The 14322-nt window shown below is 66.8% G+C and carries 18 protein-coding genes; 15 read left to right on the forward strand and 3 right to left on the reverse strand.

The features are described from left to right. Positions 1–81: 81 nt before the first annotated feature. Entirely contained in the window at positions 82–579 is a 498-nt protein-coding gene (locus JW805_05570; GenBank protein MBN2971486.1) for an acetyl-CoA carboxylase biotin carboxyl carrier protein, read from the reverse strand. A 61-nt stretch (positions 580–640) separates the two neighbouring features. Next, a complete protein-coding gene (aroQ, locus tag JW805_05575) occupies positions 641–1075 on the reverse strand; it encodes a type II 3-dehydroquinate dehydratase (protein ID MBN2971487.1) in 435 nt (144 codons plus the stop codon). A gap of 164 nt (positions 1076–1239) precedes the next feature. Here aroQ and thiS point away from each other — a divergent pair, with 164 nt between their 5' ends. The 10 genes from thiS to JW805_05625 all read left to right on the forward strand — a co-directional run bounded on the left by thiS (position 1240) and on the right by JW805_05625 (position 9990). Next, positions 1240–2244 (forward strand): sulfur carrier protein ThiS, encoded by a 1005-nt coding sequence (gene thiS, locus JW805_05580; GenBank protein MBN2971488.1) that lies wholly within the window; start codon positions 1240–1242, stop codon positions 2242–2244. A 74-nt stretch (positions 2245–2318) separates the two neighbouring features. Beyond that, on the forward strand, positions 2319–2507 hold the full coding sequence (locus tag JW805_05585) for a CsbD family protein (protein MBN2971489.1): 189 nt from the start codon (positions 2319–2321) through the stop codon (positions 2505–2507). A 212-nt stretch (positions 2508–2719) separates the two neighbouring features. Next, positions 2720–3427, forward strand: coding sequence for a CoA transferase subunit A (locus JW805_05590; protein ID MBN2971490.1), 708 nt, complete (start codon positions 2720–2722; stop codon positions 3425–3427). Further along, the gene (locus JW805_05595; GenBank protein MBN2971491.1) at positions 3424–3948 is read left to right on the forward strand and encodes a hypothetical protein; all 525 of its coding nucleotides are present in this window, start codon (positions 3424–3426) and stop codon (positions 3946–3948) included. The genes JW805_05590 and JW805_05595 overlap by 4 nt, the downstream gene beginning before the upstream one ends. 8 nt (positions 3949–3956) lie before the next feature. Further along, positions 3957–5054, forward strand: a complete 1098-nt coding sequence (locus tag JW805_05600) for a hypothetical protein (GenBank protein ID MBN2971492.1) — start codon at positions 3957–3959, stop codon at positions 5052–5054. Next, positions 5054–5689: a CoA transferase subunit B gene (locus JW805_05605; GenBank protein MBN2971493.1), complete on the forward strand. Its 636-nt coding sequence runs from the start codon at positions 5054–5056 to the stop codon at positions 5687–5689. The genes JW805_05600 and JW805_05605 overlap by 1 nt, the downstream gene beginning before the upstream one ends. A 68-nt stretch (positions 5690–5757) precedes the next feature. Continuing rightward, on the forward strand, positions 5758–6396 hold the full coding sequence (locus JW805_05610; protein MBN2971494.1) for a glutathione S-transferase: 639 nt from the start codon (positions 5758–5760) through the stop codon (positions 6394–6396). Positions 6397–6958: 562 nt separating this feature from the next. Next, the gene (leuC, locus tag JW805_05615) at positions 6959–8401 is read left to right on the forward strand and encodes a 3-isopropylmalate dehydratase large subunit (GenBank protein ID MBN2971495.1); all 1443 of its coding nucleotides are present in this window, start codon (positions 6959–6961) and stop codon (positions 8399–8401) included. Continuing rightward, the gene (gene leuD / locus JW805_05620) at positions 8394–9008 is read left to right on the forward strand and encodes a 3-isopropylmalate dehydratase small subunit (GenBank protein MBN2971496.1); all 615 of its coding nucleotides are present in this window, start codon (positions 8394–8396) and stop codon (positions 9006–9008) included. Before leuC ends, leuD begins: the two co-directional genes overlap by 8 nt. Then, on the forward strand, positions 8989–9990 hold the full coding sequence (locus JW805_05625) for an NADPH:quinone oxidoreductase family protein (GenBank protein ID MBN2971497.1): 1002 nt from the start codon (positions 8989–8991) through the stop codon (positions 9988–9990). Before leuD ends, JW805_05625 begins: the two co-directional genes overlap by 20 nt. A 233-nt stretch (positions 9991–10223) precedes the next feature. On the opposite strand, the gene JW805_05630 is transcribed toward JW805_05625, so the two are convergent. After that, positions 10224–10601 (reverse strand): hypothetical protein, encoded by a 378-nt coding sequence (locus JW805_05630; GenBank protein MBN2971498.1) that lies wholly within the window; start codon positions 10599–10601, stop codon positions 10224–10226. A 121-nt stretch (positions 10602–10722) separates the two neighbouring features. Here JW805_05630 and JW805_05635 point away from each other — a divergent pair, with 121 nt between their 5' ends. From JW805_05635 to JW805_05655, 5 genes are all read left to right on the forward strand, one after another. Continuing rightward, on the forward strand, positions 10723–11049 hold the full coding sequence (locus tag JW805_05635; protein ID MBN2971499.1) for a DUF1476 domain-containing protein: 327 nt from the start codon (positions 10723–10725) through the stop codon (positions 11047–11049). Between the two features lie 4 nt (positions 11050–11053). Then, positions 11054–11290, forward strand: coding sequence for a BolA family transcriptional regulator (locus JW805_05640; GenBank protein MBN2971500.1), 237 nt, complete (start codon positions 11054–11056; stop codon positions 11288–11290). Between the two features lie 5 nt (positions 11291–11295). Beyond that, positions 11296–11628 carry a Grx4 family monothiol glutaredoxin gene (gene grxD, locus JW805_05645; protein MBN2971501.1) on the forward strand — a complete coding sequence of 111 codons (333 nt, stop codon included), beginning with the start codon at positions 11296–11298 and terminating at the stop codon, positions 11626–11628. A gap of 622 nt (positions 11629–12250) precedes the next feature. After that, entirely contained in the window at positions 12251–12583 is a 333-nt protein-coding gene (locus tag JW805_05650) for a BlaI/MecI/CopY family transcriptional regulator (GenBank protein MBN2971502.1), read from the forward strand. Beyond that, positions 12580–14244 carry a hypothetical protein gene (locus JW805_05655; GenBank protein ID MBN2971503.1) on the forward strand — a complete coding sequence of 555 codons (1665 nt, stop codon included), beginning with the start codon at positions 12580–12582 and terminating at the stop codon, positions 14242–14244. Before JW805_05650 ends, JW805_05655 begins: the two co-directional genes overlap by 4 nt. Positions 14245–14322: the final 78 nt, after the last annotated feature.

The raw sequence follows: 14322 nt of genomic DNA on the forward strand, positions 1-14322 counted from the left end.
ATCCGCAAGCGTATCGCTCGCGGCGCGCCGGGCTTCGACAGGCTCAGCCCGAACGGGGGGCGGGGGAGCATGACCGCGTCGTTACTCGACGACGACGAGCGGCTGGTCGAATTCGACGGGCTGGCCGTTTTCGACCAGGATCGCCTTGACGGTGCCGGCCGCCGGCGCGGTGATCGGGTTCATGACCTTCATCGCCTCGACGATCAGCAGCGTATCGCCGGCAGCGACCGACTGGCCGACCGAGACGAAGTTCTTCGCCTCCGGATTGGCGGCGAGATAGGCGGTGCCGACCATCGGCGACTTGACCGCGTTCACGCTGGCTGCCGGGGCCGACGCGCCGACTTCGGCGGCGGCAGGCGCGCTCGATGCGACCGGCGCGGGGGCGGGCGCGGCCATGGGCTGCGGCGCATAGGTCATCTGGGCGGGCGCGGCGGTCACGGTGCGCGCGACGCGCACCTTGCGGTCGCCGTCCTCGACCTCGATTTCGGTCAGCTGCGTGTCGTCGAGCACCTGTGCGAGCTGGCGCACCAGTTCGATGTCGACGCTCATGCCGCTGTTGCTGTTGTTCGTTTCGCTCATGGGTCCCCTGAACTTTCCTGGCGAATTTCTGTCGTGATTTCTACGAAAGCGCGCGCCTTTGTCAGAAGCGCGCGGCGGCGTCCAGCGCTAGCCTATAGGACATCGCGCCGAATCCCGCGACCGTTCCTTTCGCGGCCCGCCCGACGAAGCTGACGTGGCGGAAATCCTCGCGGGTGTGCGGGTTCGACAGATGAACCTCGATCACGGGCGTGCGAATGGCCTTGATCGCGTCGTGGATCGCGATCGAAGTGTGGGTGAAGGCGCCGGCGTTCAGCAGCACCGCCTTGGCACCGCGCGCCTGCGCCTCGTGCAGCCAGTCGACCAGATGGCCTTCATGGTTCGACTGACGCAGGTCGATCTCGATATCGATCTCGCGGGCGCGGTCCTCCAGCATCCCGGCAATGTCGTCGAGCGTGTCCGAGCCGTAGATTTCCGGCTCGCGCGTGCCGAGCAGGTTCAGGTTCGGGCCGTTCAGGACGTAGATGAGGTCGGCCATGGTTCGCTTTCGATTGAACGTGGACGCTCCGGCTCCTAGGTGGTGCGCGACCAACCAAGTCCGTTCGCCCTGAGCTTGTCGAAGGGTTGCCCTTCTTCCTACCAACCGGGCCGTAGAAGAAGGGCAGGGCTTCGACAAGCTCAGCCCGAACGGAAGGTATTGGCGTGCACGCTGACGGCACCGTCTCGATCACCCTGAACGGCGAACACAAGCGCGTCGCCGCGGGGCTCACCATCGCGCAGCTGGCCGAGAGCCTGGGCCTTGTGCCCGCCAAGCTGGCCGTCGAGCGCAACCTGGAAGTCGTGCCGCGCTCGACGCTCAGCGAAGTGATGGTCGAGGACGGCGACGAGTTGGAGATCGTGCACTTCGTCGGCGGCGGGGATCATGCCGGCGTGATCACGGACGACAGCTGGTCGGTCGCCGGCCGTACCTTCCGCTCCCGGCTGATCGTCGGCACCGGCAAGTACAAGGATTTCGAACAGAACGCCGCGGCCGTCGCCGCATCGGGCGCGGAGATCGTCACGGTAGCCGTCCGCCGGGTCAACGTCAGCGACCCCAACGCGCCGATGCTGACCGACTATATCGACCCGAAGAAGATCACCTACCTGCCCAACACCGCCGGCTGCTTCGATGCCGAAAGCGCGATCCGTACGCTCAGGCTGGCGCGCGAGGCGGGGGGCTGGGACCTGGTGAAGCTGGAAGTGCTGGGCGAGGCGCGGACGCTCTACCCCGACATGGTCGAGACGTTGCGCGCGACTGAGGTCCTGGCGAACGAAGGCTTCAAGCCGATGGTCTATTGTGTCGACGATCCGATCGCGGCGAAGCGGCTGGAGGATGCGGGCGCGGTCGCGATCATGCCGCTGGGGGCGCCGATCGGATCCGGTCTGGGCATCCAGAACCAGGTCACAATTCGACTGATCGTCGAGGGCGCCAAGGTGCCGGTGCTGGTCGACGCGGGCGTCGGCACCGCATCGGACGCCGCGGCGGCGATGGAGCTTGGCTGCGACGGCGTGCTGATGAATACCGCGATTGCGGAAGCCAAGGACCCGATCCTGATGGCCGCGGCGATGAAGTCGGCGGTCGAGAGCGGGCGGCTGGCCTACCGCGCGGGGCGCATGGCGAAGCGCCGCTATGCCGACCCGTCGAGCCCGCTCGCCGGGTTGATTTAGATCGAAAACCTGGGAACGCCTGTCAGGTCGACGCGTTGGGAGGGGCAAGTACAACGCTTACAGGAGTGACCCACATGGGCGAGCTGATCGACAAGGTTAAGGGCAACGTCAACGAAGCCATCGGCAAGGCCAAGCAGGCCGTCGCCGGCGACGGCCCGGATCGCAACGAGAAGCTGGCCGCCGAAGGCGCCGCTCAGGAAGGCAAGGGCAAGGCCCAGCAGGGCGTCGGTGCCGTGAAGGGCGCCCTCGGCGACGACATCTAAGCTTTCCGATTTGTGGAAGCGACTGGGCCGTCCGGGAAACCGGGCGGCCCTTTCGTTTTACACGCGTCTTGCGCCGATCGGTCGCGTCACGTCGCAGAGACGCGTGGCGAGACGGCCTGATCGCCCGCCCAAGTTGAACGACTATTCAACTCGGCTTGACCGAATCCCTTGCTTCCCCCTAACGCCCTTTCGAAACGTCAGGAGGGATGCCGATGAAGAAGCTCTATCCGGATGCAGCCGCCGCGCTCGACGGGCTGCTCCATGACGGCATGACGATCTGCGCCGGCGGGTTCGGCCTGTGCGGCATTCCGGAGCGGCTGATCGACGCGATCCAGGCCGCGGGCGTCAAGGACCTGACGATCGCGAGCAACAATGCCGGCATCGACAACGAGGGGCTGGGGAAGCTGCTGCGCAGTCGCCAGGTCCGGAAGATGATCTCGTCCTATGTCGGCGAGAACAAGGAATTCGAGCGGCAGTATCTGTCGGGCGAACTCGAGGTCGAATTCTGTCCGCAGGGAACGCTGGCCGAACGCTGCCGCGCTGGCGGCGCGGGTATTCCGGGTTTCTACACCAAGACCGGTGTCGGCACGCTGGTGGCCGAGGGCAAGGAAGTGAAGACGTTCGACGGCGAGGACTATATCCTCGAACGCGGCATCCGCGCCGACCTGTCGATCATCAAGGGCTGGAAGGCCGACGAGGCTGGCAACCTGATTTTCCGCAAGACCGCGCGCAATTTCAACCAGCCGATGGCGACCGCTGGCCGCATCTGCGTGGCGGAGGTCGAGGAAGTCGTCCCCGTGGGCAGCCTCGACCCCGATCACATCCATCTGCCGGGCATCTATGTGAAGCGGATGATTGTCGGCGCACCGTACGACAAGAAGATCGAGTTCGTCACGACCCGCCCGCGGGAAGCGGCATGATCGCGCGTTTCGTCGCCGCGGCGGCGCTCGCGCTGACGCCGGCGGTTGCCACCGCGCAGAACGCGCCCGCTTCCGCCGCGCAGGCTGAGGACCAGCAGGCGATCGATGCCCTGATCGGCAAGGTCTATTCGATCATCTCCGGCCCCGCGGGGCCGCGTGACTGGGACGCGTTCAGGGCGCTGTTCGTCCCCGAGGCGCGACTGGTGCCGGTCGGTGGCAAAGGGCCGCTGGTGCTGGACATCCAGGGCTATATCGACCGCGCCGGCACACTGATGGCCAAGGAAGGCTTTTACGAAAGCGAAGTCGCGCGGCGTGTCGAGCGATACGGCAACATCGCCCATATCTTCTCGACCTACGAAAGCCGCCATGCACCGGGCGAAGCGCCGTTCGCGCGAGGGATCAACTCGATCCAGCTGGTTCGCACGCCCGCCGGCTGGCGCGTGCTGCATATCGTCTGGCAGGGCGAGACACCGGCGCTGCCGATCCCAGGCGATTACCTGCCCAAGACGGATCGGCGATGAGGCTGGGGATGATGCTGCGCGCCGGAACCATCCTGTCGCTGCCGGTCGTGCTGAGCGGTTGCATCGCCGCGGCGGCGCTGATCCCGGTCGCCGCCTCGTCCTCGATGATCGTCAAGACGCAGATGGACGGCAAGCGTCAGAAGCGGCAGGCAAAGGCAGCGGACGAGGCGCCGCCCCCGCCGCTTCAGACCGAAGCCGGCCGCCGCTGGCAGGCGCAAATGGAGGGCGCAAAGATCGTTCCCGGCGCCACCGCCCTGCCGCCGCCCGATGGGTCGCAGCCGTCGCCGGCCGCCGCAGCGGCGGTCGCCCAGCGCACTGGCGTGCCCGAGACGATGCAATATCTTTACGGGTCGGGTGAGGCTGCCGCCGGATCGATTCAGGCGTATCGCGCGCTCCAGCGCTATCTGACCGATTGGAAGGCGTTTGCGAAGCCCGGCAAGGCGCGTCAGGTCGTGCTGGCCGACAGCGCGTCGCTGAACGCACCGCAGTTCGAACCGTGCGGTCCGAAGCCTCCCGCTGTCGTGCTGGATATCGACGAAACGGCACTGCTGAATCTCGGATATGAAGCGGACGCCGCGCGCCGCGGCGAGGCGTATGAGGAAGGTCGGTGGCGGCGCTGGGAAGAAACCGGCGCGGACAAAACAGTCGCGGTGCCCGGCGCCAAGATGGCGCTCGACGCGGCGCGGGCGGCGGGCATCACCGTCATCTTCAATTCGAACCGCACCCGCGAGACCGCGGCGCAGACCGAACTGGCGCTCAATCGCGCCGGGCTGGGGCCGGCCAAGCACGGTACGACCCTGTGGCTGAAGGGTGACGACGGCGGCGGATCGGGCAAGGACGACCGCCGGTGGGCGATCGCCAGCGGCTATTGCGTCATCGCGATGGTCGGTGACCAATTGGGTGACTTCAGCGACCTGTTCAACGACCCGACGCTGTCGCCGTCCACCCGCCGCGCGCTTGCCGCATCGCCGGCGATCGCCGGCCTGTGGGGCAACGGCTGGTTCGTGCTGCCCAACCCCGTCTACGGCAGCGCGCTGAAAGGTGGGTTCGACGATATCTTTCCGGTAGATACGCGCTGGAGCGATCCGGCGGAGGAGAAGAAATAATGCCCTGGGACCGCAACCAGATGGCGGCACGCGCCGCGAAGGAATTGCGCGACGGTTTCTACGTCAACCTCGGCATCGGCATTCCAACGCTGGTCGCCAACAACATACCCGAAGGCATGACCGTCACGCTGCAGAGCGAGAACGGCATGCTGGGGATCGGCCCCTTTCCCTATGAGGGCGAGGAAGATCCCGACCTGATCAACGCCGGCAAGCAGACGATCAGCGAACTGCCGTCCTCGGTCTATTTCAGCTCGGCCGACAGCTTCGCGATGATCCGCGGCGGGCATATCGACCTGACCGTGCTGGGCGCGATGGAGGTTGCCGAGAACGGCGACATTGCCAACTGGATGATCCCGGGCAAGATGATCAAGGGCATGGGCGGCGCGATGGACCTTGTCGCCGGGGTCAAGAAGATCATCGTCGTGATGGAACACACGTCGAAGAACGGCGACCCGAAATTCATCCCGGCCTGCACCTTGCCGCTGACGGGCAAGAACGTCGTCGACATGATCGTGACCGATCTGGCCGTGTTCCAGCGTCCCGATCACGACAGCCCGTTCAAGCTGATCGAACTGGCGCCGGGCGTGACCGCGGACGAAGTCGCGGCGAAGACGACGGCGACGTACGAAGCGTGAGCGACGGCTACACCCTGATCACGGCCAACCGGAATTATTCCAGTTGGTCGCTCAGGCCGTGGGTGTTGATGACGGCGCTGGGCATCCCCTTCGCCGATCGGATCGAGCCGTTTCAACGGCTCGACAACTACGACGCGTTCCGGGCGTTTTCGCCGACCGGCCAGGTTCCGGTGCTGATCCACGGGGATCGCACGATCTGGGATTCGCTCGGCATCGTCATGTATCTGGCCGATCGGCATGACGGCGTATGGCCGGCCGATCCCGATGCCCGCGCCTGGGCGATGTGCGCGGTGGCGGAAATGCACGGCGGCTTCGGCGCGCTGCGGAACGAGCGGACGATGACCGTCGGGCAGCGCGTCACACCGCAGGGTGGGTCGCCGGCACTGGCGAAGGATGTGGCGCGGCTTTCGGCGCTCTGGGCGGAGGGGATCGAGCGCTTCGGCGGACCGTGGCTGGCCGGCACGGCGTTCAGCGCGGTCGATGCATTCTACGCACCGGTCGCGTTCCGCGTGCGAACCTATGGCATCGACGTCGGGCCGACCGGCGCTCGCTGGGTAGAGGCGATGCTTGCCCATCCGGCGATGCGGACGTGGGAGCAGGCCGCGCTGGCCGAGACATTCCGCGAGGAAGGGCACGAGGCCGAAGTCGCCGCTGTGGGCCTGGTGACCGAGGACCACCGTGCGGTCGCTGTCTCTCCCGAAAGCTAGGGCGCGGAGCTAAGCGCGTCGATTGCGGCCGCGCCGATAACGCCCGCGTAATTATGTCACAGAACACCAGCGCCTCCGCGAATCCAGCAGGGGGGGGCGCCCCCCTGCGGCATTGAGCGTTCGAAGGCCGGGCCGCGTCGATCGACACGGTCGAGATTTGACCTTCCAGCCCCCCGCGTGACCAAGCGGGACGTTCGTGGAGGAAGACGGGCGTCATACATCTTACGGTGTGTTGGACGACGCTGCCGCGGAAGCAGGGCAATCCGAAACGCGTATGCCCTTGATCGTCATCCCCTCCCTAGCCGGGATCGGGCTGCCTTCCGGTCGCGCCATCACGGCGCGGGATACGGTGCTTTCGAGGGTGACCTGCGGATCGGCGGGTTCGGGGACGGGGAGGAGGCGGATGCACGGACACGCAGGCTCCCCGACCGTGGAATGCCCGATCAAGCGCCGACCGAAAGTCGAGGTTTGTCGGGCACAGTAATTTCGATCAGGATCGCGCGGACACAAAGTTGCGCGCGGACTTGCATCCGCACATCTTTCGGCTAACCCCGCGACCATCATGGCCAGCCGACCGCTCACGCTCTACGAAAAAATCTGGGCCGACCACGTCGTCGAACGTCGCGACGACGGGACGTGCCTCATCTACATCGACCGTCACCTCGTCCATGAAGTGACGAGCCCGCAGGCGTTTGCCGGGCTGAAGGCCGCTGGGCGCCGGGTGCGCCGCATCGACCTGACGTTGGCCGTGCCTGATCACAATCTGCCGACCAGCCCGCGGGTCGATGCGGCGGGGAAGCCGCTGCCGATCGCCGACCCGGAAAGCGCGAACCAACTCGCCGCGCTCAGGGCGAACGTCGCCGAGTTCGGCGTGCCCTATATCGACGCGCTCGCGGCCGAACAGGGCATCGTCCATGTCGTCGGGCCGGAGCAGGGCTTCACGCTGCCGGGTACGACTCTGGTCTGCGGCGACAGCCATACCTCGGCCCATGGCGCGCTGGGGTCGCTGGCGTTCGGCATCGGCACGTCGGAGGTCGAGCATGTGCTCGCCACGCAGACGCTGTTGCTCAAGCAATCCAAGACCATGGAAATTCGTGTCGACGGCTCGCTCGGCTTCGGGGTCAGCCCGAAGGACGTGGTGCTGGCGATCATCGGCAGGATCGGGGCGGCGGGCGGCACCGGCTATGTCGTCGAATATACCGGCGAGGTCATCCGCGCGATGTCGATCGAGGGTCGCCTGACCGTCAGCAACATGTCGATCGAGGGCGGTGCGCGTGCGGGTCTGATCGCGCCCGACGATACGACCTTCGCCTATCTCAGGGGCCGCCCGATGGCGCCGAGCGGCGAGACATGGGACAAGGCCGTCGCCTATTGGCGCACGCTGCCGAGCGATCCGGCCGCGGTGTACGACGCCGTCGTCAAGCTCGACGCGACCGATATCGCGCCGTCGCTGACCTGGGGGACGAGCCCCGAGGACGTGGTGCCGATCACTGGTATCGTCCCCGATCCCGACAGCTTCGCCGACCCGTCGAAGCGCGTCGCCGCCCGCAAGTCGCTCGATTACATGGGGCTGGAGCCGGGCACGCGGATGCAGGACGTCGCCGTGCAGAACGTCTTCATCGGTAGCTGCACCAACAGCCGAATCGAGGATCTGCGCGCCGCTGCCGCGGTCGCCAGCGGACGGCATGTCGCGGACGGCGTGCGCGCGATGGTCGTGCCGGGATCGGGCCTGGTGAAGCGTCAGGCCGAGCGGGAGGGGCTCGACCGCATCTTCACCGAAGCGGGCTTTGAATGGCGCGAACCCGGCTGTTCGATGTGCCTGGCGATGAATCCCGACAAGGTGCCGCCGGGCGAGCGCTGTGCGTCGACCAGCAACCGCAACTTTGTCGGCCGCCAGGGGCCGGGGGCACGGACGCATCTGCTGAGCCCGGCGATGGCCGCTGCGGCGGCGGTGACCGGGCGCCTGGCCGACGTCCGCGACCTGATGGGGGCGTCCAATGGCTGATCCGATCACGCAGGTGTCGGGCCGCGCCTATCCTTGGGGCGCCAAGAACATCGACACCGACATCATCATCCCCGCGCACTGGCTGAAGACCACGACGCGCGAGGGCCTGGGAAAGGGGGCCTTCGAAACCGTCCGCGCCGTCGAGGGCAATATCTTCGACGACCCGCGCTATGCGGGCGCACCGGTGCTGATTGCGGGCGACAATTTCGGTTGCGGGTCGAGCCGCGAGCATGCCGCCTGGGCGCTGGCCGATCTGGGGGTCAAGGCGGTCATCGCGCCGTCCTTCTCCGACATCTTCTCGGGCAACGCGTTCAAGAACGGGATCGTCCCCGTCGTCCTGCCGCAGGCGGCGGTCGATCGGCTGGTGGAGGCGGCGCAGGACGGCGAAGTCACCGTCGATTTGGAGACGATGACGGTCACCACCAGCTACCAGGATCGCTTCGGCTTCACGCTCGATGCGTTTCGCCGCGATTGCCTGATGCAGGGGCTGGACGAGATCGGTCTGACGCTGGCACAAGATACCGCGATTTCGAAATTCGAATCCGCGGACGCAGAGCATCGCCCGTGGATCAGCGGGAGAGGCCTAGATGCGAGCGTTGCTGTCTGAAGCTGTCGGCGGACCCGAAACACTGAAACTGTCGGATCTGCCCGAACCGGCCGTCGGCGCAGGCCAGGTCGTGGTCGCGGTGAAGGCCTGCGCGATCAACTATCCCGACGTCCTGATCATCGAGGACAAGTACCAGTTCAAGCCGCAGCGGCCGTTCGCGCCGGGCGGTGAGATCGCGGGCGTCATCGAAAGCGTCGGTGAGGGCGTGACCGGCTGGGCGGCGGGCGACCGGGTGGTGGCGGTAATCGGGCACGGAGGTCTGAGCGAAAAGGTCGCGGTGCCGGCGGGCGCGCTCTATCGCCTGCCCGAGGGGCGCGACTTCGCCGAGGGCGCGGCGCTGCTGCTGACCTATGCGACGACGATCCACGCGCTGCTCGACCGTGGACGGTTGCAGGCCGGGCAGTCGCTGCTGGTGCTGGGCGCGGCCGGCGGCGTCGGGCTGGCCGCGATCGAGCTCGGTAAGGCGTATGGCGCGCGCGTCGTCGCGGCGGTGTCGTCGGAGGAAAAGGCTGAGGCGGCGCGGGCGGCGGGTGCGGACGAGACGATCGTCTATGGCCGCGCGCCGTTCGACAAGGACCAGTCGAAGGCGCTGGCCGAGCAGTTCAAGGCGGCCGGCGGGCGCGGCGGTTTCGACGTGATCTACGATCCGGTCGGCGGCGACTATGCCGAGCCGGCGCTGCGGTCGATCGCGTGGGAAGGGCGGTATCTGGTCGTCGGCTTCCCCGCCGGCATTCCGAAGCTGCCGCTCAACCTGACGCTGCTAAAGAGCTGCGATGTCTGCGGCGTGTTCTGGGGCGCGTTCGCCGCGCGCGATCCGCAGGCGAACGCCGCGCATGTCGCGACGCTGTTCGACCTGTGGGAAAGCGGCAAGATCGCCCCGCGGGTGACCGAGCGGTTCGCCTTTGCAGACGGCGGGCAGGCAATCGCTAAGATGGCGGCGCGTGGGGCGATCGGGAAGCTGGTGGTCGAGGTGGCGGGCTGACCACCGGCTGATGTGCTCCGGTGCAGGCCGGAGCGCTGGCCGGCGTCAGCCCTTCGACCGTCACGGCTCCGGCCTGCGCCGGAGCACCGTGACGGGTTACTGCGGTCTGCCTATCCGTCTCCGTTCGACCTGAAGCCTGTCGATGGGCCGTAGTTCGCTACGCTAGCCCTGCGTGGGCGGCTCGAAGGACGGTGCTTCGACAAGCTCGGCACGAACGGCGTGCGGTGCAGACCTTATTTTGTTGGAGCCGCAGGTGCCGCCGGCGCACCGCGCATCTGGCGGATTCCCTCGGCGATCTGGGTGCGCGCCTGGGCCATGCCCTGGTCGAGCTGCTGACGACCCATTGCCTGCTGGTCGGCCGGCAGCGTCTTCAACATCTCCTCGACGGCGCCGCGCAGCGCGGTTTCCTCGGTCTTGCAGGCGGTCAGCACGCTCTCGGCACCCTGTTCGGGGGTCATCGTCGCGGGCACGGTGGAAATCTTCGGGCCGATGCAGCCGGAGAACGCCTGCGCGCTTGCCTGGATGGCCGCAGCCCCGGCCGGTGCTGCAGGCGGCGTGGCGGGCGTGGTCGCCTGAGCGAGGACGAGGGCGAGAATCGATGCAACGGCCATGAGAGACTCTTTCAAGTGGAGCCGCACGTCTATCAGCGCCGACGCAGGCTGTCATTGGGGAAGACGTTGCGCTCCCCCCGCTGCCGCCCTATCTCGAACCCGACATAGCAAGGGGCCCTGCATGACCACTTTCGACGACCGTGAGCGCGCATTCGAGGCGAAATTCGCCCGTGACGAGGAAATGGCGTTCCGCGTCACCGCCCGCCGCAACCGGCTGGTCGGGCAGTGGGCGGCGGAAAAGATGGGCCTGACCCCCGAAGAAACCGACGCTTATGCCAGAGCGGTCGTTCAGGCCGATTTCGAGGAAGCGGGCGACGAGGATGTCATACGCAAGGTCGTCGGCGACCTGACCGCCGCCGGGATCGACGACGCAGACGAGGCCGCGGTCCGCAGCGCGCTCGAAGACGCGCTGGTCGAGGCACGCCGGCAACTGCTGGGGTCGATCTGATCCCATGCCGATGGCCGCAGAGGATATCGAGACACTGATCCGCGCCGGGATTCCCGACGCGACGGTCGAGATCACCGATCTGGCCGGCGACGGCGATCATTATGCCGCCCGCGTGACGGCGGAGAGTTTCCGGGGCAAGTCCCGGCTTCAGCAACAGCGCGCCGTGTATGCCGCGCTTGGCGAGCGGATGGGGGGCGTGCTCCACGCGCTCCAGCTGACCACCGCCGTTCCCCAGGAGTAAGTGTGATGACCGACCAGACCCAGGCCCGTATCGGCGATCTCGTGAACGGATCCGACGTTCTGCTGTTCATGAAGGGCAGCCCGTTGTTCCCGCAGTGTGGTTTCTCCAGCCGTGCGGTCGCGATTCTCCAGCATCTGGGCGTCGAGTTCGATTCGGTCGATGTGCTGCAGGACCAGGAGGTCCGCCAGGGCATCAAGCAGTTCAGCGACTGGCCGACAATCCCGCAGCTGTATGTGAAGGGCGAATTCGTCGGTGGCTCGGACATCATGATGGAGATGTACGAATCAGGCGAGCTGAAGGGCTTGCTGGAGGAAAAGGGCGTCGCGCACGCTTCGTGAGCCTTCGCTCGGTTGGTGATTTGGCGGGCTCGGCGTCCTTGGGGTGCCGAGCCCGTCGTCGTTTTCGACCCGGCATATCCCCCGCTCGTGCTGAGCGTGACGAAGCACCGTACCACATGCAGCGAGGGCATTTCGGGGGTATCGCAGAACAGTGCTTCGACGGGCTTAGCCCGAACAGGGGAGGGGTTGTGCCCCGGCGCCGACGTTGATTCGGTCAGACCGCTCAAGACACGCTCGATGCGGGCGCCCTCGCCAGCGCACAGTCAGAAATCGGGAAGGAGCCGGGTGCGGGCGGGTCGTCGTGGTGGAGACCGTGGGGGAAGATGACGACCCGCCCTGCTAAAGCGTCGAACGCTCGGCTGTCCCAAGCGATGCAGGCCGCATGCCAGAGCGGCGTGGTCACGCCATTCCGCGGCATGCGATGGTTTCGACGCGTTAACCAGGCTGCACATCTGTAAGCCACGCCGACACTTCGTCGGCCAGCGCGTTCGTTTCGCTACAGCAATCATTCATCCTCTGTTCAGCCCCTTGACTACAGACGTAATCGAGTTGATTACATACGTAGTCGGTTGAGGAGCGACAGGTCGTGACAGAACGTATCAGCGATGCCGAACATGCGGTGATGGAAGTGCTGTGGGACGAATCGCCCCTCAGCGCCCAGGACGTGGCCGAACGCGTCGCGCCCGATCGCGGATGGAGCGCGAACACGGTCAAGACGCTGCTCGGCCGGCTTCTCGCGAAGAACGTCGTCAGTCACGAAGAGGATGGCCGACGCTACCTCTATCGCCCCGCCGTCGAGCGTGACGTCTATGTCACCGGCGAGTCGCGCCGGCTGATGGATCGGCTGTTCGGCGGCAAGCTGACCCCGCTGGTCGCGCATCTGGCCGACCAGGACGAACTGACCGCGCAAGACATCGCGGAGATCGAAGCCCTGTTGAAGGAGCTGAAAGCATGATCGTCTGGGCTGTAGAAACGCTGGTCGCCACGACGCTCCTGATGGTGCTCGTGCTGATCATCCGCACCCCCGTCCGCCGCAGCTTCGGCCCCGGCGTCGCCTATGCGCTGTGGGCGATTCCCGTCCTGCGCATGATTCTGCCGCCGCTGCCGGAAGCCTGGCGCGGCAGCGCGCTACCGACGATGCCGATGCCCGAGGATATCACCGTCTATCTCGGCGCTCCGGTCGCCACCTTGCCTGCGGAGCCGGCAAGCGGGATCGGTTGGCCGGTCGTTCTGCTGGGCCTGTGGATCGCCGGCGCGCTGGGCTTTGCGCTGTATCATCTGATCGCCCACAGCCGTTTCTGCGCCCGCGTCCAGCGGACCGCGCGACGCAGCGAGATCGTCGCCGCGGGTAACGTCCGCGTGATCGAAACCGATGCCGCCGCCGGGCCGCTCGCGTTCGGTGTGTTGCGCAAGTTCGTCGCCTTCCCGCGCGATTTCACCGAGCGCTACGATCCGCTGGAACGCGACCTGGCACTGGCGCACGAGCTTGGCCACCATGCCCGCGGCGACCTGATCGCCAATTGGGTCGCGCTCGCGATGCTGGCGCTCCACTGGTTCAATCCGATCGCCTGGCGGGCATTTCGTGCCTTCCGTGCCGATCAGGAAATGGCCTGCGATGCCCTCGTGCTGGCCGGTCGCGCCCGCGAACTGCGCGCCGCCTATGGCCGCGCCATCGTCAAGTCGGCGCATGGCGGAGCGGTATCGGCCGCCTGCCACCTGCACACGATCAACGAACTCAAAGGGAGGTTGAAGATGTTGACCAAGCACGAAAAAATCACCGCGCGCAAGCGGTTGGCCGGGGGCAGCGCGATCGGCGCGATCCTGCTGGCAGGCATGGCGATGACCGCGTCGGGCACCCATGCAACCGAAACGGTGCGCACGAAGGTGGAGGACGCGACCGGCGTCGATCTGGCGAGCATCGAACTGCCGCCGTTGCCCGCGCTGCCGACTGCGCCCACGGCGCAGGATCTGCCCCCGGTCCCCGAGGCCCCGCCCGCACCTCCGGCACCGCCGGCCGGCGCCAACAAGAAGCGCGTCCATATCGTGACCCGGGACAAGGACGGTACCGTCCGCGAATATACCGGGGACAGCGAAGACTCGCTCGTCATGATCCAGCGCGACGGCAAGACCGGCACCTTCACGACCAAGGACGGCAAGACGCTGGCACTGAACGTGCCGCGTCCGCCACGTCCGCCGCTGACGCCCGAAATGGCCGAGCGTCTGGACCGCGTCCGCATCGACATGAAGGACATGCCGCAGATCAGCTCGCGCAAGTGCGACGACAGCGATGCGCCGGGATCGACCGTCATCAACCGCAAGGACGGTGACAAGAAGATCACGATCATCTGCACCAATCGCATCGAACGCATGGCGATGAATGCCCAGCGGGACGCGATGAAGGCGCAGCGCGAAGCGATGGTCGCGCATGGCATCGCGATGCGTGAGCATGGCAACGCGCTGTTCATCGAGCGCCGCGCCACCGCCTCCGCGCTCGACGGCCTGCGCTCGGCGCGCCGCAGCATCGACGGCAACGCGGCGATGTCGGCCGAAGCAAAGGCCAGCGCGCTGAAGGGCATCGACGAAGCGATCCGCGAGCTCGAAGCCAAGAAGGACTGACCGCGGGAGACCGCCGCCGTCGGGCCGGACCAGGCCCCTGGTCAGGACACGCAGCTTGGGAGGGCTGTTTCCCGACGG

The organism is Roseomonas aeriglobus, assembly GCA_016937575.1.
GTDB classification, from domain to species: domain Bacteria; phylum Pseudomonadota; class Alphaproteobacteria; order Sphingomonadales; family Sphingomonadaceae; genus Sphingomonas; species Sphingomonas aerigloba.

What these genes read in the sequence shown, in the direction of transcription:
- JW805_05610 (MBN2971494.1), top strand. Translation starts at nt 5,758, where the DNA reads ATGACGGCGCTGGGCATCCCCTTCGCCGATCGGATCGAGCCGTTTCAA.
- JW805_05605 (MBN2971493.1), top strand. Translation starts at nt 5,054, where the DNA reads ATGCCCTGGGACCGCAACCAGATGGCGGCACGCGCCGCGAAGGAATTG.
- JW805_05655 (MBN2971503.1), top strand. Translation starts at nt 12,580, where the DNA reads ATGATCGTCTGGGCTGTAGAAACGCTGGTCGCCACGACGCTCCTGATG.
- leuC (MBN2971495.1), top strand. Translation starts at nt 6,959, where the DNA reads ATGGCCAGCCGACCGCTCACGCTCTACGAAAAAATCTGGGCCGACCAC.
- JW805_05570 (MBN2971486.1), bottom strand. Translation starts at nt 579, where the DNA reads ATGAGCGAAACGAACAACAGCAACAGCGGCATGAGCGTCGACATCGAA.
- JW805_05590 (MBN2971490.1), top strand. Translation starts at nt 2,720, where the DNA reads ATGAAGAAGCTCTATCCGGATGCAGCCGCCGCGCTCGACGGGCTGCTC.
- JW805_05585 (MBN2971489.1), top strand. Translation starts at nt 2,319, where the DNA reads ATGGGCGAGCTGATCGACAAGGTTAAGGGCAACGTCAACGAAGCCATC.
- JW805_05635 (MBN2971499.1), top strand. Translation starts at nt 10,723, where the DNA reads ATGACCACTTTCGACGACCGTGAGCGCGCATTCGAGGCGAAATTCGCC.
- JW805_05600 (MBN2971492.1), top strand. Translation starts at nt 3,957, where the DNA reads ATGATGCTGCGCGCCGGAACCATCCTGTCGCTGCCGGTCGTGCTGAGC.
- JW805_05630 (MBN2971498.1), bottom strand. Translation starts at nt 10,601, where the DNA reads ATGGCCGTTGCATCGATTCTCGCCCTCGTCCTCGCTCAGGCGACCACG.
- grxD (MBN2971501.1), top strand. Translation starts at nt 11,296, where the DNA reads ATGACCGACCAGACCCAGGCCCGTATCGGCGATCTCGTGAACGGATCC.
- JW805_05640 (MBN2971500.1), top strand. Translation starts at nt 11,054, where the DNA reads ATGCCGATGGCCGCAGAGGATATCGAGACACTGATCCGCGCCGGGATT.
- JW805_05595 (MBN2971491.1), top strand. Translation starts at nt 3,424, where the DNA reads ATGATCGCGCGTTTCGTCGCCGCGGCGGCGCTCGCGCTGACGCCGGCG.
- aroQ (MBN2971487.1), bottom strand. Translation starts at nt 1,075, where the DNA reads ATGGCCGACCTCATCTACGTCCTGAACGGCCCGAACCTGAACCTGCTC.
- JW805_05625 (MBN2971497.1), top strand. Translation starts at nt 8,989, where the DNA reads ATGCGAGCGTTGCTGTCTGAAGCTGTCGGCGGACCCGAAACACTGAAA.
- leuD (MBN2971496.1), top strand. Translation starts at nt 8,394, where the DNA reads ATGGCTGATCCGATCACGCAGGTGTCGGGCCGCGCCTATCCTTGGGGC.
- JW805_05650 (MBN2971502.1), top strand. Translation starts at nt 12,251, where the DNA reads ATGGAAGTGCTGTGGGACGAATCGCCCCTCAGCGCCCAGGACGTGGCC.